The sequence below is a fragment of the Bdellovibrio sp. NC01 genome (assembly GCF_006874625.1).
Lineage (GTDB): Bacteria > Bdellovibrionota > Bdellovibrionia > Bdellovibrionales > Bdellovibrionaceae > Bdellovibrio.
In genome coordinates, this window is record NZ_CP030034.1 from 424,440 (window position 1) to 444,166 (window position 19,727).

A 19,727-nucleotide genomic window follows, 5' to 3' on the forward strand; every position below is an offset into this window, starting at 1 on the left:
CAGGTTTTGGAGAAAAAGAAAGTCACCTTATTTGTTGTGAGCAATCAAACGGGTAAAACTCGTAAGATTGTTCTATCAGCCGCTTGGCTAAAGGCGATTTCTTTTATTTCTGCGATCGTGATCGTCATTTTTGCTGCCGGTATGGTCGATTACTTCGGTTTGCTTTTGCAAGCGATGGAAAATAAGCGTTTGAAAGTTGAAAACGCTCAATTGATCAAACAATTCCAAATCGTGGAAAGTAAAGTCAGTGCGCTTGAGAATTCTTTAGAGCGCGTAAAAACATTCACAACGAAATTGAAATTGATCACGAACGTCGATTCGGATGACCGTATCACGAAGTTGACGATGGGACCAAAACCAGCTGCGGGTCAGCAGGTTGAAGAGTACGAACCGATGGAGCAACGTGCAGACGGCGAAGCTTTAACGGAACAAGATCAAGTGTTTGCTAATAAAAAGCCTTTGAACGATCAAACGGGTGAGTTGGCAAATGAAACGACGGACAAAGATTACGCTTCACTGGTTGTGCGTATCGATAAAGCCGTTAAAGAAACTCAACTTAAAGAACAAAGTGTTATCGATTTGTGGGAAGGTCTTTCAGAAAGACAAAGTTTGCTTTCTGCCACACCAAACATCAAGCCAGCTAAAGGTTGGTTGACGTCACGTTTCGGTTACAGAACTTCGCCGTTTTCGGGTAAATCCGTTCTGCATGCGGGTCTTGATATCGCGGCAGCTCCAGGTTCACCGGTGTATGCGCCAGCAGATGGTGTCGTGACGTTCGCGAGTTACGATGAAGGTTACGGTAAGCTTGTTAGTATCGATCACGGTTACGGCGTTAGCACTCGTTTCGGTCACATGTCGCAGATCTACGTTCAGGTGGGTCAGCGTATTAATAAATGGGACGTTTTGGGTGCGGTAGGTAACACAGGTCGTTCGACGGGTCCGCATCTTCACTATGAAGTTCGTATCAACGGAACTCCAGTCGATCCAATCAACTACATCCTTGACGAATAACACGTTAATATAAGTTTGAACTTTTCTGCAAAGGCCTAAACTGAATGGAGACATCAGTGGAGGCAATTATGAAAGTTCTAGGATTTACTTCTTCACTTTTATTCGCGCTAATGACGTGTTTTTCACTGCCAAGTATGGCGGCACTTCCTCCACAATTTTCTGAATGTTTGAACGGTGACAGTGGTACGGTTTCAAGCGGTGATATTGCCGATATCGCAAAAGTTTCCAAAGTCACTTATTGTCAAAATCAATTGGGCTTAACCAATAAGCTTGATACGCAAGAGCTTTTAAAAAATAAAAATATTCAGTTGGGAATTTCCATCGCGAAAACCAATTACACTCGCGAAGATCTGATGGATTTGGCCAAAACGGGAAGTTACGTTTTGTACGTCGACTCAACCAGAATTCCAAAAGAGTATTTGATTGATATCGCTAAAGCCGGGGCGCAGCTGGTGATTATCAGTGCAACTGCAGGGTTAAGTACTTTTGATTTGCGTGACATCGCTCGTGCGAAATCTTTTGTCTATAACGTGAATTCGGCGGTCACTAAAGACGATTTAAAATCTTTGGTAGATGTCGGGGTGCAAGTGGTGATTCGTTCGAATCAATCAGCACTTACGAAGGATGACATCGTCGAAGTTGCACGAGTCAACTCCGACTTAGTCACTGTGATGCCATAAAACGGACTACTGATTCATGACCGATACAGCTGGAAGTGGACACTGCAATTCTTTAAGCTTGCGGCTTACAAGTGCAGCTTCATTGTGATAGCCCTTGCTGATCAAAATATTTTTTTGTTGATTCACGATTGATTCAGATTGCATGCGACCGTTCAATTGGCCGACACCGCGGCAAGCTGCCACAACTGAAGAATCCATTTTCACGTCAAGAACCGGATCAATCATATCGCAGAAGAATTGGATCGCACCAAGGTGATCCATCGCTGCACTCCAATCAAGCCATGCACCTTCAAGTTGTTGGCAGGCGATTTCGTTTTCACGAGAACCCAACGGCAAATTGTCGAGTGTGAAATTCGCAAGGGTGTTCATGATTTTCGCATCTTGCGCTTGTTTCACAGGATCAGAGTACATGCCACCCCCCGGAGTGATGATCACGTTTTTACCTTGGCCTGTTCCTGTTAAACTCCAAGAACCTGACTTCACCGCTTTCAAACCAATCAAGAATGCGGAAATCGATTGAGAGTGCATCGTTCTTGTATGTTCAATCCAAGCAAGCACCGGCGACTTGCCTAAGCTCCAGAATTTATTTGCGCCGAACAAACCAGCTTTCAAGATCACCATACGTTGTGCAAGTTCAGAACGATCGATGATGGAATTGTCTTTAGAAAGCTCTTGCATCGCTTTTTCAACACGTTGAACAGTCACTTGTTGTACTTGGATGCGGCTGTATTGAGCTTTCCAAGAACGGTATTCCATATTTTGGTTCAATTCATTTTCCAAAGCGATTTTGTTTTGGCCAATGATTGCCGCCGTTGCTGTGATTGATTGGCGAATGCCAGCAATCCACGAGCGACCTGCTTGCGCACATGATTTCAAAGCGTTGTCACTTTCCGAAGCTTGTGGAGCTGTTTCAGAAATGCGCTTGATAGAAGCTTGGTGAAGCGACTTCATCGTCATTGCTTGCAAACGTTGCGATTTATTGTTTTGGGCGCTTGCCGCTGACAGGTTGTTAAATACAGAAGCTGGGAAGGACGTTCCATCTTGTGACCAGTTCACAAGTTCTTGCGCCAATGTACAAACCATCATGTCGTCATTATTGGAATTCACTTGGCCGTCAATTGTTGCAAGATCCGTTTGGTCGCTAGCCAATTGTTTTTGAACTTCAGTGATTTGTTTTGTCGCTGTGTCTTTATATTTCAACAACGAATAAAGCTCCGCAGAAGGTTTTGCGAAGTTTTGTTTGTACATTGTTACGTCTTTTTCAAGCTCTTGCGTGATCTTGTCGATCTTGCCACTTTGGGCAAGCTGCATGAAGCGAACTTTTTTCGCCACTTTCGTGAATTGACAAGTGTTTTGCAAAACGGCTTTGCGATGCTCTGGATTTTCCATATCCAAAGTGTTTGCATTGATCATTTTCGCCAATGCCGAGATACCAGAAGTCGCAACCACGCCACCAATTACGAAAGGCAATGCTGGCGCAAGGGCTGCATTCATTGATACTGCGAACAACGCATAAGGAGCGATACCATTGATCACGTCATTCAACGCAATCAAAGCTTTACCCGTCGACATAGTTTGACGACCGCATTTTGAATTTAAGAAGACGTTATTATTCAGAACTTCACCGATGCTTGAAACCGCTTGCAATGCCGTCGTCATTGATTGATCGATCTGCGCCGTATTTACTTGTGTTGGATCTTGGGTATCCATGATCGTTTGCAATGTTGTGATATTGTCTTTGATTGTCTTACCACTATCTTGCAACGATTTGACGTTTGTATCGTCACTACATTCTTGTGATGCACGAACTTCTTTAGTCAAAGCATCGACGGCAGAAATCAACTCGGCATGAGGTCTATTTTCAAACAATGGGCACGCGTAGGCGTCTGGCACCGTCGCTGGCGACATACGTTGTGGTTGTTGTTGGCCAGGACGAGTTGTCGTGCTTGAAGAAGAACTGCCATTGCCAGTGCGTTTTTGCTGACCACTACGAGAACCAGAGCCTGAGCCATTGCCACCAACATTTAGCTCTGGAAATGAAACTCCTAAGCCTGTGTCGCTTGTATCGGAACTGTCTGCGGTTGCCGTGTCGCTTGATGAAGTATCATTGAAAAGATCGACAGGGAAAAGGTCATCAACACTTTGTTGTTGTGATTGAGAACCACCGCTTTGATGTGCGCGATTTTTAGCGAACGCCGAAACGGGCATCTGCGCGCCTACCGTAAATGATAGCGCCATCAAGATTGCTTTTTTAGAGATCGAACTCTTTTTCATGGATACTCCACTGTCTAACTTTGCGACGAGTAACTGTTTGCGCGCGCCAAAATGAGGCATTCAATCCCTCTTTGTCATTCCAAGTTGTTGAAATGACTGAATAGAATCCGTGCTTTTGCAGATCTCGTTTTATCAATTGTGTAGGAGTGCAAAGTGGATGCTTGCACTGATCTCATCTTGAGACAGTGAACTGTCTAAGGATCAGCAAGCAGTGTCGAATTATCGTCAATCGAATTCGCATTGGGCACCGAATGACTGTTTTCTGAAGATTCCTTTTTATATTGGTTATGAATTCCAATTTAAGTGGTGAAGAGGTGCTTTGGCTGGAACAGTACTTGAAATGAGTTATGGTATGAGATTTTTTATTTCATGCTTTTTATTATTCATTGGTGGTCTTCTAATTTGCCCGAAGTGCAAGGCGAAGGTGTCTCTTGCTGACACAAAACCTCTTGTTATCCCGGTGGATAACGTGACGCCCACTTTTACCTCTAAGGATATGGCTAAGTTTGTTCCTTGCGATTCTTCTGTTCCAGGCTCTTCAACTTCAACGATGATGTATCGTATTGCCGATAAGAGTTTTAACGTGTGGTTCAATTCCCCGGCAGTTAAATCTAGTTTGCTGGGTCGAGCTGTTGATGAAACTCAGGAAAAATTGAAAACTGACGTAATTGTTCCAGCGGATTCAGCTGAAGGTGTCACACATAAATTCTCATTCCGCATCGAAGCATTTCAAGCATTAGCGAAACTCGAATACACGGGCTGGATGAAGGCAGCGATCAATTATGACGCAAAGGCCGCAGCCACTGACGTTTCATTCAAAGAGAAGCTCTTCTCTGATAAAGAACTCGTTCTAAGCCACAAAGGAAATAAAGAACAAGGTCTATCAATGATTGGCCTTGCCTGGCAGTGGTAATCAGTCCTACCCTTAGGACATGGAAAATATCGTATTTATCTCTGGAAAAAGAACTCCCTTTGGAGCATTCGGCGGATCTCTAAAGGATGTATCAGGAACTGATCTAGGCGTTGCTGCCGCTAAAGCAACTCTAGAACAAGCCGGTCTATCGGCTGACAAAATTGATCACGTTGTTTTTGGTAACGTTGTTCAATCTTCTGCAGACGCAGCTTATCTTCCAAGACATATTGGTTTGAAAACAGGTGTACCGGTTGGTGTTGGTGCATTGGGCGTGAATCGTTTGTGCGGTTCTGGTTTCCAATCATGGGTCAATGCAGTTCAAATGATTCAAACCGGTGAAGCCACAGCAGTTCTTGCTGGTGGTGTTGAGCAAATGTCTTTGATTCCTTACGTTGCTCGTAAAGTTCGTTTCGATGGCATGCGCATGGGTAACTTCGAACTTGAAGACATGATGACAGGTGCATTGACGGATTCTTATGCGAAAACACCGATGGCAATTACAGCTGAAAACTTGGCAGTGAAATACAACATCACTCGTGAACAAGCCGATCAATTCTCGATCCGTTCACAACAGCGTTATCACGCAGCCGCACAAAAAGGTTACTTCGCGCAAGAGATCACTCCAGTGACTGTTGAAACTCGCAAAGGTCCTGTGGTTGTAGAAAAAGATGAACATCCAAAACCAGATGTGACTTTGGAAAAACTAGCAACGATGAAACCAGTCTTCAAAAAAGACGGCATTGTCACTGCTGCCGGTTCTTCTGGTATTGTGGACGGTGCTGCTTGTTCATTGTTGATGAGCGAAAGCAAAGCCAAAGAGTTGGGCATGAAACCACTTGCGCGCATCGTAAGTTATGCGTCTGTGGGTTGTGATCCAACGATCATGGGTATCGGCCCTGCGGGCGCTGCTCGTAAAGCGTTGGAAAAGGCCGGTTTGAAATTGGAACAAATGGATCTTGTTGAAGTGAATGAAGCATTCGCGGCGCAATATCTTGCTGTTGAAAAAGAACTTGGTTTGAATCCAGAAAAAACAAACGTCAATGGTGGCGCGATCGCCGTAGGACATCCATTGGGTGCTTCTGGCACTCGCATCATGAACCACTTGGTTTATGAGCTTCACCGCAGAGGCGCGAAATACGCTTTGGGTTCTGCGTGCATCGGTGGCGGTCAAGGTATCGCTGTTATTATCGAAAGACTCTGATCTGCACTCCGGCGTTGCCGGAGTAAGGTCTGCACTCCGGCTTCGCCGGAGTAGGAGTGTCTGCTCGCGGCGGTTAAGCATGACTGCCGCAACTTTCTTTTTTTGAGTTAAGGACGACATGGAAAACGGATTAAATTTACATCAAAGAGTAGCCCTGATTGCTGGCCCAATGACGACAACTGTTTCAAGTATCGTAATGAGTCTGACAAGATTAGGTGCTGACTGTGTGATCTTAGATACGGATAAATCCGTTGCCTCAGCTTTCACAAATCAAATCAACGATCAGCGCGAAATCAACGACAAGTACGGTCGCGCCATGGTGATTCAAGGTGAATTTAAAACTCCTGAACAAGTGAAAGACGCTGTCGGCAGAGCCGCACAAACTTTCGGTGGCTTGGATATCTACATCGACGCTTTGATGATTCAACAGCCGACACCTATGAAATTTGATGGTTCCATTGAAAACTTCGATGGCTTGATCGACAAGCATTTGAAATTGCCGATGATGCTAACTCAAAGTGTGATGGCTTATTTGAAAAGTCGTAAAAAAGGCCGTGTGGTTTATTTGTTGAATGAATCACCCGTTGCAAAAATAAAAGAAGATATCGCAGCTCAAGCTGTGCGTTCGGGTCTTGTGCAATTCGCCCAAGCTTTAGCGAAACAAACAAGTGAATTCAATGTGACTGTGAATGCGATGACCGTGGCGCTGACTGAAGAATACATCTTAGCTCACGACCCGGAATCGAAATCGATCAAAGAAGCGATGGAAAAAATGAAAGCCATTGATCCATCTTTGAAAATCACAGAGGCAGATAAGATTTCACAAACAATCGCCTTCATGGTGAGCCCAATGGGTGCGACTATGAATGGACAGAAGTTCGCTCTTTCTTAAGTTTAAGGGATGTATCCATGAATATGTTTTTCCGTCTGTTATGGACATACTTCATTTCCAAATACAGAAGTAAACTGCATCTCTTGGATACTTGTCCTACTCCGTTCCGTGTTCTGCCGACAGACCTTGATGTGCTGATGCATATGAACAACGGGGTTTATTTTTCTCTGCAAGATTTAGCTCGTACTGATTATATGATTCGCATCGGTGGACTGCATTTGTTCACCGAACGTGGCTGGTATCCCGTTGTCGTGGCCGAACGTTTGCGTTTTAGAAAGTCTTTGCAGCTTTTCAAAAAATTTGAAATCCACACGAAGCTTGCGTACTGGGATGATAAGTATATTTACATTGAGCACACTTTTGTCAGCGGTGGTGAAGCAGTTGCGTGGGGAATGATTCGTGCGCGCTTCTTATCTAGAAAGGGTGGCCTGGTGGCGCCTCAGGAATTGATGGATGCGATGGGATCTAAAGAACAGCCACCTGCGATGACTGATTATCTTAAAAACTGGATCGCCGCTGAAGATGCTCATTCAACAGCGATCCATCCGAGTTAGAACTTCAAAGATTTCAAAACCTTTTCTGCATTTGCAAAGTCTTCTGGCGCTACGTAAATACGATCGATGATACGTGTTCCTTCGTAGCGTTTAAAGATCTCTGTCGATTGATTGATTGGCGTTGGTTTGCTCCATGGATCGAATTGGTCGACGACATAGATCTGCGCCGCACGCTCTTCCGGAGAAGCGGTGTGGTACTTCGACAAGCGCGCTTTCGAGCTTGCCCAAATAACTTCCAAACCTTCTTTTTCCAAAAGACCTTTAATCATCTCAGGACGATCAGATTCAGTGGTGTGATGTTGCTCTAGCAAAACTTTGAATGGACGACGTTCAGCAATACGACGGGCCCATGGGTTAGAAACGCTACGCAAGTGTTCATGCAGGCGATAGTCGTTGTACAGAGTGTACTCTTTAATATCGCCTGGCAATTTGAACGTGCAATCAGGTGACGTCAAATAGCGATTCAGCATTTCTTCATAGATGATACTTTTATGATGACCGTAAACCATCAAATGCATGTGATGGCGCGAAATCAAGAAATCGTCGAATGAATAAAGGGCGCGACGATTCATTGCCAGATACAATTTATTTTCCACACGGTGGAAAGTCATGTTTTGGATCAACCAGTTTGAATCAATTTTACCGTAGTTCGTTCCGCAAAAATAAGAATCACGCTCTAGGTAATCCATACGATCTGCATCGATTTCGCTGCTTACGAGTTGCGAAAGGATAGGACGGAAATCTACGCCGGCATCGACGAAGAAATCGTCAGGGCAATGCAAAGCCTTGTCGATCAAGCATGCGATGTGTACTGGAGAAATATCAGGGAACTGTTTGATGATCGTTTCAGAAATCGGCGAATCCGTTACGTACTTAATCGTATAGTCTTCGTGATTCGCTTTACGATTTTTGTACATCACTGTGTGTGCGGCATCGCCGTACTTTTGTTCTTCTTCGTAAATTTTAATTTGCAAATCAGCCAAGGGCGGCATCACTTGCTCTGTCGTATGACTTAAAGGACCGTGGCCCACGTCATGAAGAAGAGCCGCCAAACGCACGACCTGGCGGAAGCGCGTTTTCACAGATGGTTTTGAAAATGGATAAACTCTGAAAATAGAATCGAACACGAGGCTTGCTAAATGGGCGACACCAATCGAATGGATGTAGCGATTGTGAGTGGCTCCTGGGAAGCTGAACTCTGAAAAGCCAAGTTGCTTGATCGCGCGAAGGCGTTGGTATTCAGCGGTATCTAAGATCGCGACTTCAGGGTCAGCATAATAGATTGAACCATGAACGGGATCTCTGATTTCCATAATAGGGCTCCTCGGGCGAACGTTTTCAGACTGATATATGAGTACTAAGAATTATTCTGTCAATAGAGGGGATTTGTCGAGGTTAGGGATGTCAGAAAGCCACTAGGTCTAGCTTCAGGGGCCCCTTTATCACCTAGATATCGAAGCCTGACATCCTATGCCGAGAAATTTTTCTAATATCTAGAAGCCATAACGAATCAAAGCGCTTAAGTACCCGGCAGAGAAAGACTCGTTACTATTCGTCATATTGGTAATTTCGAAGCCCAATTCGGCCCCATAAGCCCAATTTTTACGAGTCACCGTATATTGAACTCCGGCCTTGCCGTACAGGCCAACAGGGAACTCTTTTTTATAGCCAACACTTGATGATGGAATCGGTGCTGTCGTATCGACGCTTGTAATTTCTTGTGAAGCGTACGACAGGCCCAATGCCGTAATTAAATTATAACGTGGGCGAAGTCTTAAACGACCTTGCGCTCCAAGTGCATAAGAGTTGATGCGACTGTGGCGTACTTCGGTGTAACCCGTCGATGGGAAGTTCACAGTCTCTTTGCCATCGGCTAAGAAATACGCGAAATAAGGTCCCCACTTCCAATTGCCTGCATCCCACAAATCAAGACTGATGCTTAGATGCTTGCTTGGTGCTTCAAGAGCATTGCCTGGGTAACCTACACCTAAAGAGAAGTTAAGAATTTTCGGAACCCGTTTTGGTTTCGCGGAAGTTTTCGTCGCTTTCGCTGGTGTTTGCGCCGGTTCTTGAGTTTGAGATTGCGCTTTAGCATTCACACAAATAGCGACGACGAAGATGCAGAACATCTTCGAAATTTTTAGTGGTGTGGTGATTAAGGCAAATTTTATCTTCAAATCTAAAGCTCCGGTGTTAATCCAATGTTTGCGAGTCCTAAACGTTGCGTAGTGGCTGCGTAAGGAACGACGAGCAGTTTTCCTGTCGTATTGTAGTAAGAACGACGAGAGTAAACAGTCGCTGGATTGCCAGAGGTCGCTTGAGTTAAGTAAGCGCTTCCCGCGCAAGTCGGTGTTGTTGCCGTCGTCGTACAATAGCGTACTTCGTAGCGTGGGCTGTTGAGACGATCCCCGTAATCACCAGTCACAACATAGTTAATCCAAAGATGTGCGCCGGTGCCGCTCCCCACGATTTGTAAACTCGGATATAGACCTAATCCCGAAGAATCAGCACTTTGTGCGGTGACTTGGGAAGCACATGTGAATGTTGTTGTTGAAGTGAAGTCACACGTTGAAAGCTTAGATGCTTTATAGATGTTTTCGCCCGCTTGATGAGCGACATAGAATTTCGTTCCATCCATAACCATTGATGGATAAACACCGGGTTCAAATGTATCGCCGCCGATAACAACGCTTTGATTATCGATCACAGAATTTGATCCACATGTTGGCGTGTTATCCCCACCAATCGTACATGCTGTGCCCATTAAGACTCGGGTTGAAGCTTGCGTAAAGTATGAAACGACAGCTTGCGCCCCATTGAAGGCCAGGCTGATGTAAGATGCGTTGTTGTCGCCTAAAGTGGCGTTCTCATAGGCTTTACAAGTATTAACATTTACGCCGTTGGAAGGATCAGTGCCTGCGGTATCGATATCGCAGACTGTGATGATGAATCCGGTATGAGTTTGATTAGCCATAGCGAGTTTGTCGCCAGAGATTACCATTGCAGGATACAAACCAGCACCAGCTTTATTAATGGTTGGCGATGTATGTGGTTTCAAGATCGCACAGTCTGAAAGAGTGGGGCTAGATGAACCTTTTTTGATGCAACTTAGAATCGTCGCATCACCATACCCGGAACTATCATTTTCTTGATTTTGAAGAGCGACAAATATTTTATTTCCGCTTTGTTGGATGCGCGGACCGGAACCGTTTCCAATTCCTGATAGGAACAATCTTGTACCATCATTAATTTCACTTTGTTGACAAGAAGTCGTATTAACTGCCGACTCTGTCGTCATCGGGCATACCGTAATTACGGGACGAGAGTACGCGCTGGCTACTGTGCCATCTGTACTGCGAGATGCAAAGTAATAGTAAGTTCCATCTGAAGTGACGTCACCTTCCAAACCAAATCTGACTGCTCCAAGGGTTCCGGTTGTTTCGTTATAACTGGCAGCCTTTATTGCTAAAGCCGACGTTGTAGTTTGTTGTGTTGTAACTACATCTTGGGCTGCGACGAACGAAGCGGCTTGTGTAGGGCTGAATAAGATTGAATAAGTACAGCTAGCTTGACCAGCAAGAGTCGAACCACATGTTGAACTTGTGACGGTGAACACGCTTGAATTTGTGCCCGTGAAAGTTGAAAGACTTAAGCCCGTTGCAGTGCGATCACCGTTGTTTGTGATTGTAATTGTCCCTGAAGTTGCGGTTTGAGTCACTTTCGTTGGGCCGAAAGTAATCGAAGCCGGCGAAGACGTGATCGAAACAGATCTCAATGAGTGACCTACGACGTGCGAAGCGGCTGCCGTAACTGTATTGCCACTCAGGACGCTTGTGCCAGTGACGGTCAAAGCATAATCAGACGTTTCATTGTTTGTTGTTGGCGTATACACAACATCGAAAGTACAAGTTGCAAGTGCCGCAATTGTTGTTCCCGTACAAGTGTCATTTGCAACTGTCATTGTGCCAGTCGCACCACTTGATGAAACAAGGCCCACAGTAAGACCCGAGATATCGCCTGCACCAGATGCATTATTGCGAATTGTATAAGTCACAGATTTATTGGCAGGGATTAGATTTACGATGTTATTCGCATCATCTGTTGGACCCGTGATATCTGTTGTCGCAATTGTCGTGATGAAAGTACTTTGCGCACGTGTATCTTTAATCGCAAGTGCCGCAACCGGAACCGTTGAACCAGTAATTGCCACGGTCTTCGTCGAGTTATGTGCGTTTTGAGTTTCCGTCAAAGTCAAAGTTTGCGAAGCATTTCCAGTGGAACCTTCCGCATAACTTGAAACCTGAATCGTGCAGTTCGCGCCTGCCGCAATCGTCGCACATGTGCCTGAGTTCAATCCAAATGGTGGATTTGTTAATCCAGTAAAACCAAGATTCGCAACACGATTACCGTTGTTTGTGATGACAACAGACTTCGTATCATGCGGGCCTGCAAAACCAAGCTCAACGGGGCCGAACGCTAACGTGTTGACGGAAAGAGCCAAGCTCATCGTCGTGCCTTTACCAGTTAGCGTGATGTCATTGTTATACGGGTTCGGCAACAATGCTCCTGCACGAAGCACGATTGATTTATTACCCGAAGTCGTTGGCTGGAAATTCACAGTCACAGTACAGCTATCGCCTGGATTCATGTGATTCCCGATAGCGCAAGTCGTGGCCGTGATCGTAAATGAAGAATCAGAACCGACAAAACCAAATGAAGTTAAATCAATCGCATAAGATTTTGGATTCGTAAGTGTGAAAGTCTGAGTCAGTTGTTCGGTGTTAATATCTTGTTCTCCGAAAGCAACTGTGCCAGTCCAATTCATTTTCGGAATTTCTTTTACTTCAGCACTCAGTGCCACTTCCGTATGTCCACCCACTGCGCAATCGACATTCAATTTTTTACCAGTCAACGAAATGCCAGAAGACTGACTTGGCAAAGTCACTTTAATCGAGCACGAAGAACTGCTATTAATAGTCGCAGCACATGTCGAAGTCCCGTCAATCGTAAACGGTGAGTCGATTGTATAGTTACAACTTGTCGCATGATCTAAAGAAGACGGATTCGCAATCGTGATAGCTGGAGAGGTCGCGGCTGCGCCAATGTCAATATCCCCAAAGTTATAGACAGAAGAAACTGAATTAGTGATTTGTTCTGCAGAGCCTGCATAAGAAATAGTTTTGCTGATAGCTCCTGCACTTACAGTATACGTGCCTGAAGTCGTTCCGGTTGCACTTGGATCAAAATTAATCTTCATCGTGCAATTCGCCCCAATCGCAAGCGTATTGCCGTTGCAAAGATCATTTGAAACAGACCACGGTAAACCCTGACTTAAAGCCCCTGACACTAATGCAGCGGAAGTTCCATTCGCAGCATTGTTGCTGACAGTAATTGTTTGCTCGGTATGCGAACCAACTAAGTGACCTAAGAAACTTACGGACATTGGTGAAGGGACCACGCGCGAAGTAGGATCAACCGCTTCTCCTGTAAATGATGCTGTCAACGTCGCGAAGTTAGAACCCGTCACTGAAAGAGTTGCAGTGCGAGTTCCCGAAATACTCGGTGTCCAAGTGACGTCGATTGTGCAAGAAGCAGTCGGGGACATCTGGGTTGGACAGTTGTTCGCTGTGATTTGAAATTCAGGCATGTTTGAAACGGCGGCAAGCACGGCTTTCGCAACATCATCAAGCGCCACACCCGTATGAGTTAAAGTCATCGTTGTTGTATAAGTCTGACCAATATCCACATAACCTAAGTTTGTCGTACCAGTTAAACTTAATGTTGGCGGCTTTTGTACGTAAGCATGAAGTGCAACACGAGCGCGACCACCCACCGAACATGTGTAATCAAGAGTTTCGTTGAAATCCGCAGACGCACTTTGTGATGGCAATACAACCTGAGTCGAACAAGAACTCAAAGGTGCTAACGATGAAGTACAAGTTGAGTTAGTCACAACAAATTGCGCAGAAGTACTTAGCGTACAAGAACTTGCCGTATCCACATCAGAAGGATTCGAGAAGACAAACGTCTGAGAGTATTGTGCCGTACCAGTTGGCACGATGTTCATGTCATAGCTCGCTGCTGACGATTGAATTTTCACAGCTTCGCCAGAAAATTTTAGAGAAGGCATCGTTGTTAACGTGCCGTCAGAAGAACTTAAAGTTAAAGCACCCGTCGTTGCACCAATAGCTTCGCTACCTGCCGTTGCTGAAGGATTAAAGCGAACACGCACTTTACAAAGATCGGAATGCAGAAGAGTGCCGCTTGCTAAGTTGGCACAATCGCTGGCTCCGGCTGAAACCAAACTCCAACTTGTCGGAGCAGAAGGCAGTGTCACACTTAAGTCAGGAACGTCGGCGCTTAAATCAGAATTCGCTAAAACAAAATCGAAATCCTGAGTTATTCCCACAAGACGTTTTTTTGCGTCCGCTTGCGCAGGTGGCAGCGTCACTAAACGAAGCTCACTGCGTGACGAGCCCGAAAGTTGTACGGTCGCAGTGCCACCGACAGAACAAACGTAAGAAAGGGCTGCTTGATTATCAACCTCAGGCGACTTCGCAGTGTAGTGAACTTTCACATTACAACTTGCACCAGCCGCCAGTGAAGTGGCGCCATAACAAGAGCTATCGTAATCAACGACGAAATTCTGTGCGCTCAGTGCTGAACTGTCTAGACGACAACCAGTTGCTGCCACACTCGTTGGATTTTTAAATTCGAAGCTATAGCTTGGACGATCTTTGGTTGGAACGACACTGCCGAAATCAACTCGTGCTTGCGACGCTCTGACAGTAGAAACAGACCCCACTAGCGCAATATTAGAATCCAAAGTGGCCTGTGTGGATTTTGCCGTTAATGAAGCAGAATAATTTCCAATCGCAGTACCATTCAATCTCACGACAACATTACAGCTTGCGCCCGCCGCCAGCGTACTTGCACATGTAGATGATTGAACCGCAAAACGTGTTCCCGATAAATTATTTAAAGTAATTTGTAGGCCGGTTAAGGGCGAAGCATCTGTGTTTGTGAACTGAATTGTCTGATCTTTCGTTGATGACAACAACACGTCACCGAAATTCGCTTCATTGGTGCTTGCGATTAACAAGCTAGAAGTTTTTCTACCATGAAGGGGAATTGTTAAATTGCCACCACGAGTGTCACAAAGAATTTGCAGCTGTGCCTTCGCATCACCAGAACTTACAATCGGTGTCCACTGCACATTGATATCGCAATCCGTGCCACCAGCCACAGAGCTCGTGCATGTTCCCCCCGGAGTGACTGCAAATTGCGAAGCATTCGTGCCGCCGATTGTATTGAACGTACATGCAGTTGCAGGGGAGCTAGGACCAGAAGGCAAATTCAAGTGCAATGTTTGAACAATCGGAGCCGTTGCATTGCTCGTTCCAAAATCTAAGGATGATTGTGTTGTCGTCCACTGGTAAGCATTACCCTGGAAGCGAAGGACCTGCGAAATGCCGTTGCTTGCGCTGACTAAAAGATCACACGTTTGCAAACCAGCTGTCGTTGGCTTGTAAGTCAAAGTCAGTTCACACGAGGTTTTTCCAGCAAGATCAGTGACTGCACTGCATGGTCCTGTCAGGCCATCACTTAAAGTACATGCTGATCCGGGCTTCAAAGAATAATGGATGTTTTTAAGATCAATCGCTGTACCAGCAACATCTTGTCCGTGATTTTCTAAATTAAATTGGAAAGAGACGGGTGCACCGGCAGCAACATCGTGAACAAACGTATCCGGCAAAGCAAGTTTGGTTGGATCGACGTAAAAATCCGCAAGCAGCGAGTTAGCATCGAAGCCTGAATTGATAATGAAGTCTTCACCAAGGAATGTTTTAAAATTCAGCTGAACAGTTTGCGCCGCAGGAGCTGGATCGTTGGGTTTATACAAAATCGCTACTGAACAACTTTGACTATATAATAGTGTTGTACCAATGCATGACTTTGCAGAGCGAGCATCGCCGTCGGTAAACGCAGCATCACCTGGACTTAAGGCCTTACTTGCGAACGTTAACGGAGAAAGACCAGGGTTGGTAACAACGAACTCTAAAAGAATCTGTTCGCCATAACGAACTGTTTTGATTTTTAAAGAACCCAGTGAGCCATTTGCACCCACAGAAACTGAAGATGAATCGCTATCACTGCCTTGGAAGGCAATCGATGTAGAAGCGGAAGCACAGTTGGCGTTATTATTAAGACAAGCAGATGACGAGATGACTCCTTGGGGAGAGCACCCAATCAGTGTTAGCAGATATAATAGATAAAAACCGTTCAGCAGTTTTTTAATCAATTCCAGCCTCATTACCAGTACGCACAAGTCGAAGTTGTTCACGGGAATATATCTATATAATTAATCGGTATAACGAGGTGCCTCCTAAAGAGACAAAGTCATATTTGTTGCCGCAATTTGTGCGTAGTGAGCGCATATATTCTCCATAAGCGAAAAATCTCACAACTTTAGGCTAGAAATGTAAAAAAATGATACGTATCACTTTAGGAATTTCTCACGACTCCGATGAGTAAGGTAAGAAATGAACCGCCCATCGGCACTAAGACGGTGCTCTGAGTTTCAAGGATCGAAACTCAGTAAATCTTCAAGGAGGAGGAATTATGGGTTTACGTATTAACACGAATACAGCTTCGTTGAACGCACAAAGAGTTTTGTGGGGCACGAAGATTGGTCTTGATAAGAGCATGGAAAAGCTTGCATCAGGATTCCGTATTAACCGCGCTGGTGACGATGCTGCCGGTCTAGCGATCTCTGAGAATTTGAAAGCTCAAGTTCGCGGTCTAAAACAAGCGTCACGCAATGCTCAAGACGGTATCTCTCTAGTCCAAGTGGCAGAGGGTTCAATGAATGAGATCTCTTCGATCTTAATCCGTTTGAGAGAGTTGTCTGTACAAGCAGCTTCTGACACTGTCGGACCGACTGAGCGTCAGTTCCTAAACGTAGAGTATGATCAACTAGTATCAGAGATCGACCGTATCTCCGAAGGTACAGAGTTCAACGGAACTCAACTTTTGGCAGGAACTGGTTCTATCTTGGACTTCCAAGTTGGTACTAGAAATAATCCAGAAATCGACCGTATCTCTTTCGACGCATCAAAAGCAGACGCTAACTCTGCAGCACTTGGTGTAAACTTGACGTCAGTAGCAGATAAAGCTTCAGCACAAAATGCTCTAGCAGCTATCGACCAAGCGATCGTAAGTGTCTCTGCAATGCGTGCAGACTTCGGTGCGATCCAAAATCGTCTTCAATCAACTGTTTCGAACATTCAAGTATCGGTTGAGAATATGTCTGCTGCTAACTCTCGTATCAGAGACGTAGACGTAGCTGAAGAGACTTCAGAAATGACTAGAAATAATATCTTGTTGCAAGCAGGTACTAGCGTACTAGCACAAGCGAACCAACAAGCTAACGTAGCACTTGGACTCTTGAACAAATCTTTCCAAGGTTAGTCTAACAACTTACTTCGATAATGGATTGTCGGAGTAAGTAGACTCAACTTCCGAAAAGATTTCGGTTCCCGATCTTATCTTCAATGATCAAGATCACCCTCAAGAGAACCGTCTAACGACGGTTCCGAGTGTATAAAAGCCCGAAGCTCTATTAAAAGAGCTGACTATATTGATCTGTTTCCTGCGACGTGTCCCCACAGAAATGTGGGGAACACAATTTTCTTCCGAAGCTCTCGGCTTCGATGACGACGTTCTTAGTCGTGTGATTTTTATTCGCGCACCCTGCGCACGTTTCAAAAAAGTTTTCTCTCGTAAATTTCCAAAAAATAAAAAAAAGAAATCGAAAATCTGGACTCGAGATCTCTTGAATTTTTGTCGATGAGTATAGCGGAGCTTCTTCGCAAGCATCCACATTATTAATTTAACAGGTGCACGGATCGCGCCTTATGCCAATGGATGGCAACACTTCACGGAGGAAGAAACTTATGCACGGAGGATAGAATGGGATTAAGAATTGGAACAAACGTGTCGGCATTGAATGCACAAAAAAACCTGTATATGACACGTCTGAACGCAGATAAATCAATGGCAAGATTGGCTTCTGGACAAAGAATCAATCAAGCTGCAGACGATGCTGCGGGACTTGCGATCAGCGAAAACTTAAAAGGACAAATTCGCGGTCTTAGACAAGCTAACCGAAATGCCAATGATGGTATCTCGTTAGTGCAAGTGGCAGAGGGTTCATTGAACGAAGTATCCAACATGCTCATTCGCTTGAGAGAGTTGGGCGTTCAAGCTTCATCTGATACTATTGGTGACACAGAAAGAAAGTTCCTAGATGTTGAGTATCAACAGTTGAAGTCAGAGGTTCAGCGTATTACTGAATCAACGAAGTACAACGGATACGATCTTCTGAACGGAACTGGTGGAATGATTGATATTCAAGTGGGCGTGAACAACGATGCTTTCCAAGATCGCATCAGTTTCAACGCAGGTGCAGCGAACTCTTCACTAGAGGCTTTGGGTCTAACTGCTGAATCAGTAGGAACGAAACAAGGTGCGCAACTAAGCTTGAGTACGATCGACTCAGCACTCACTTCGGTGAATGCGATTCGTGCAAACTTTGGTGCTCTACAAAATCGTTTGGTATCAACATCTAATAACTTGTTGATCGCAGATGAAAACTTGTCAGCAGCAAATTCGCGAATCAGAGACACTGACGTAGCGGCAGAAACATCAGAGATGACAAGAAATAACATCTTGTTGCAAGCGGGTGTATCAGTCCTAGGTCAAGCGAATCAGTCGCAACAATTGGCTTTAAAACTTTTGGGCTAATTGAGTAAAAGTTAAAATAAATCTCCCTGAAGACTGGGAGTAAAGAGGGCTGCGGAAACGCGGCCCTTTTATTATTGATTCGCTTTAGAGATATTAGTGATGTATTGAACAGCTAGGGACGTGAAGCTGTCATAAGCTCCGTCGGCTTCGAGTCGTTTTTTTAGCTCGCCACCCATTTGTTGTTGACCGTGAGCAAGACCCATTTTGTTTGCAATATACAACGACATCTCTTGAGCATCTTTTTTGTCTTTATCAGCGGTCATTAAAGCCGGATCAAGATTCACGTAGGAATAAAGTCTTTCGCGTAACAAAAAGACCTTGTCGCCAATTTGCAAAAACTTGTAAGGACCGAGCACTTCTTGAGACGGGCGATAAGTATCCGCGATGTTTTTAAAACGCGTTAAAGCGTCAGGCTGGTGTGTGTAGAGAGCTGTCGCGGGATCTGTTTCCATTTTAAATTCAAAGACATGGCGTTCGCCTTTTTTCTCTAACAAGAACCAAAAACGTGGAAGACCTTGGCTGCCGCCACTGTCTTTAGTGCGGTAACCGACGTCTAAGATTTCATAACCCGTCATTTCATTTTGAAATGCAGGAAGAACTTGTTCATATAAGGCACGAATCTCTGCCGAAGTATTTGGAATCGGAGTTACTTCGGCATCGGGCGAAAAATTTCTGCCATTTGAAAGTTTAGAAATTCTTTTTAGCTGGCGATCGGCGAAATCTTTATCTGATTTGTCTTCAACTTGTTTTAAGTAATCAGGCTTATCCATTTTTTTGCCCGAAACTCCATCAACATAAGCTTTGAATAAGTCTTTTGCGTCGACTTTAAATGGAGAGATTTGATTGCCGACGAAATAGCGCAAGAAATCACCGGCAAGGGGCGCATTCATACCACTGTCATCGACATCGATGAGCGCATATTTTCTTCCACCGTCTTTAAGAGCGACGTCGCCGAAATTTTGAATGTGCGGATCACCTGTGACGGTGCCGCGTGGTTGAAGAAGTGGGATTTGATTATCACGCAGCCAATTCCAAAAGTGCGGTGCATTCGCACGGAAAGCCATGAACAGACTGCCGTCGTATTTTCTCCACGTGCCGTCGATTTTTAGCTGTACACCTTGTGAATCGGTGGCGCCAAAAATAGTGGTGCAAACCTCGCCAGCCGCAAACGCCGAAGCAGGCGCCAATAGGGCGAAAGCTGTCAAAATGTTCATCACCATATGGGTGCGAGCAGGCGTTAAAATGGACTTCATCGTAATCTTCACCTCTAGTCCTCAATATAATCAATTTCCGAGCCAAATTTACCAAAAGTGACGTCATGTTTTCATTAGATTTTCATTGCTGGCGATGGCGCACAGAGTAAACCGGTTATCATTGAATTCGAAGCGGAAAACTG

The 19,727-nt window shown here is 44.9% G+C and carries 13 protein-coding genes; 8 read left to right on the forward strand and 5 right to left on the reverse strand.

Features of this window, described 5'->3' with window-relative positions; translation table 11 throughout:
* The first annotated feature begins 36 nt into the window (after positions 1-36).
* The gene (locus tag DOE51_RS02150) at positions 37-1,011 is read left to right on the forward strand and encodes a M23 family metallopeptidase (RefSeq protein ID WP_246845268.1); all 975 of its coding nucleotides are present in this window, start codon (positions 37-39) and stop codon (positions 1,009-1,011) included.
* 68 nt (positions 1,012-1,079) lie between these two features.
* The gene (locus DOE51_RS02155; protein ID WP_142694955.1) at positions 1,080-1,691 is read left to right on the forward strand and encodes a hypothetical protein; all 612 of its coding nucleotides are present in this window, start codon (positions 1,080-1,082) and stop codon (positions 1,689-1,691) included.
* Positions 1,692-1,697: 6 nt separating this feature from the next.
* Here the strand turns inward: DOE51_RS02155 and DOE51_RS02160 are convergent, their stop codons facing one another.
* The gene (locus tag DOE51_RS02160) at positions 1,698-3,965 is read right to left on the reverse strand and encodes a hypothetical protein (RefSeq protein WP_246845269.1); all 2,268 of its coding nucleotides are present in this window, start codon (positions 3,963-3,965) and stop codon (positions 1,698-1,700) included.
* A 496-nt stretch (positions 3,966-4,461) separates the two neighbouring features.
* Between DOE51_RS02160 and DOE51_RS02165 the strand changes: the two genes are divergently transcribed.
* From DOE51_RS02165 to DOE51_RS02180, 4 genes are all read left to right on the forward strand, one after another.
* A complete protein-coding gene (locus DOE51_RS02165) occupies positions 4,462-4,878 on the forward strand; it encodes a hypothetical protein (RefSeq protein ID WP_246845271.1) in 417 nt (138 codons plus the stop codon).
* Positions 4,879-4,897: 19 nt separating this feature from the next.
* Positions 4,898-6,079 carry an acetyl-CoA C-acetyltransferase gene (locus tag DOE51_RS02170; protein WP_142694956.1) on the forward strand — a complete coding sequence of 394 codons (1,182 nt, stop codon included), beginning with the start codon at positions 4,898-4,900 and terminating at the stop codon, positions 6,077-6,079.
* A gap of 118 nt (positions 6,080-6,197) precedes the next feature.
* Positions 6,198-6,971 carry an SDR family NAD(P)-dependent oxidoreductase gene (locus DOE51_RS02175; RefSeq protein WP_142694957.1) on the forward strand — a complete coding sequence of 258 codons (774 nt, stop codon included), beginning with the start codon at positions 6,198-6,200 and terminating at the stop codon, positions 6,969-6,971.
* A 17-nt stretch (positions 6,972-6,988) separates the two neighbouring features.
* Positions 6,989-7,525 carry a thioesterase family protein gene (locus DOE51_RS02180; RefSeq protein ID WP_142694958.1) on the forward strand — a complete coding sequence of 179 codons (537 nt, stop codon included), beginning with the start codon at positions 6,989-6,991 and terminating at the stop codon, positions 7,523-7,525.
* Here the strand turns inward: DOE51_RS02180 and DOE51_RS02185 are convergent.
* The 3 genes from DOE51_RS02185 to DOE51_RS02195 form a co-directional block, all read right to left on the reverse strand.
* Positions 7,522-8,838 carry an HD domain-containing protein gene (locus tag DOE51_RS02185; RefSeq protein ID WP_142694959.1) on the reverse strand — a complete coding sequence of 439 codons (1,317 nt, stop codon included), beginning with the start codon at positions 8,836-8,838 and terminating at the stop codon, positions 7,522-7,524. The two genes, DOE51_RS02180 and DOE51_RS02185, sit on opposite strands and share 4 nt — an antisense overlap.
* Before the next feature lie 180 nt (positions 8,839-9,018).
* A complete protein-coding gene (locus tag DOE51_RS02190; protein WP_142694960.1) occupies positions 9,019-9,702 on the reverse strand; it encodes a hypothetical protein in 684 nt (227 codons plus the stop codon).
* A 2-nt stretch (positions 9,703-9,704) separates the two neighbouring features.
* On the reverse strand, positions 9,705-15,827 hold the full coding sequence (locus tag DOE51_RS02195; RefSeq protein ID WP_168196373.1) for a choice-of-anchor D domain-containing protein: 6,123 nt from the start codon (positions 15,825-15,827) through the stop codon (positions 9,705-9,707).
* Between the two features lie 320 nt (positions 15,828-16,147).
* On the opposite strand from DOE51_RS02195, the gene DOE51_RS02200 reads away from it, so the two are divergent.
* On the forward strand, positions 16,148-16,996 hold the full coding sequence (locus tag DOE51_RS02200) for a flagellin (protein ID WP_142694962.1): 849 nt from the start codon (positions 16,148-16,150) through the stop codon (positions 16,994-16,996).
* Positions 16,997-17,497: 501 nt separating this feature from the next.
* Positions 17,498-18,331, forward strand: a complete 834-nt coding sequence (locus tag DOE51_RS02205; protein WP_142694963.1) for a flagellin — start codon at positions 17,498-17,500, stop codon at positions 18,329-18,331.
* A 71-nt stretch (positions 18,332-18,402) separates the two neighbouring features.
* On the opposite strand, the gene DOE51_RS02210 is transcribed toward DOE51_RS02205, so the two are convergent.
* Positions 18,403-19,584 (reverse strand): DUF2252 family protein, encoded by a 1,182-nt coding sequence (locus tag DOE51_RS02210; RefSeq protein WP_142694964.1) that lies wholly within the window; start codon positions 19,582-19,584, stop codon positions 18,403-18,405.
* Positions 19,585-19,727: the final 143 nt, after the last annotated feature.

Excerpts from the sequence above, each read along its gene's own strand:
- DOE51_RS02205 (WP_142694963.1), top strand. The coding sequence starts at position 17,498 with ATGGGATTAAGAATTGGAACAAACGTGTCGGCATTGAATGCACAAAAA.
- DOE51_RS02155 (WP_142694955.1), top strand. The coding sequence starts at position 1,080 with ATGAAAGTTCTAGGATTTACTTCTTCACTTTTATTCGCGCTAATGACG.
- DOE51_RS02185 (WP_142694959.1), bottom strand. The coding sequence starts at position 8,838 with ATGGAAATCAGAGATCCCGTTCATGGTTCAATCTATTATGCTGACCCT.
- DOE51_RS02210 (WP_142694964.1), bottom strand. The coding sequence starts at position 19,584 with ATGAAGTCCATTTTAACGCCTGCTCGCACCCATATGGTGATGAACATT.
- DOE51_RS02180 (WP_142694958.1), top strand. The coding sequence starts at position 6,989 with ATGAATATGTTTTTCCGTCTGTTATGGACATACTTCATTTCCAAATAC.
- DOE51_RS02170 (WP_142694956.1), top strand. The coding sequence starts at position 4,898 with ATGGAAAATATCGTATTTATCTCTGGAAAAAGAACTCCCTTTGGAGCA.
- DOE51_RS02165 (WP_246845271.1), top strand. The coding sequence starts at position 4,462 with ATGGCTAAGTTTGTTCCTTGCGATTCTTCTGTTCCAGGCTCTTCAACT.
- DOE51_RS02200 (WP_142694962.1), top strand. The coding sequence starts at position 16,148 with ATGGGTTTACGTATTAACACGAATACAGCTTCGTTGAACGCACAAAGA.
- DOE51_RS02160 (WP_246845269.1), bottom strand. The coding sequence starts at position 3,965 with ATGAAAAAGAGTTCGATCTCTAAAAAAGCAATCTTGATGGCGCTATCA.
- DOE51_RS02175 (WP_142694957.1), top strand. The coding sequence starts at position 6,198 with ATGGAAAACGGATTAAATTTACATCAAAGAGTAGCCCTGATTGCTGGC.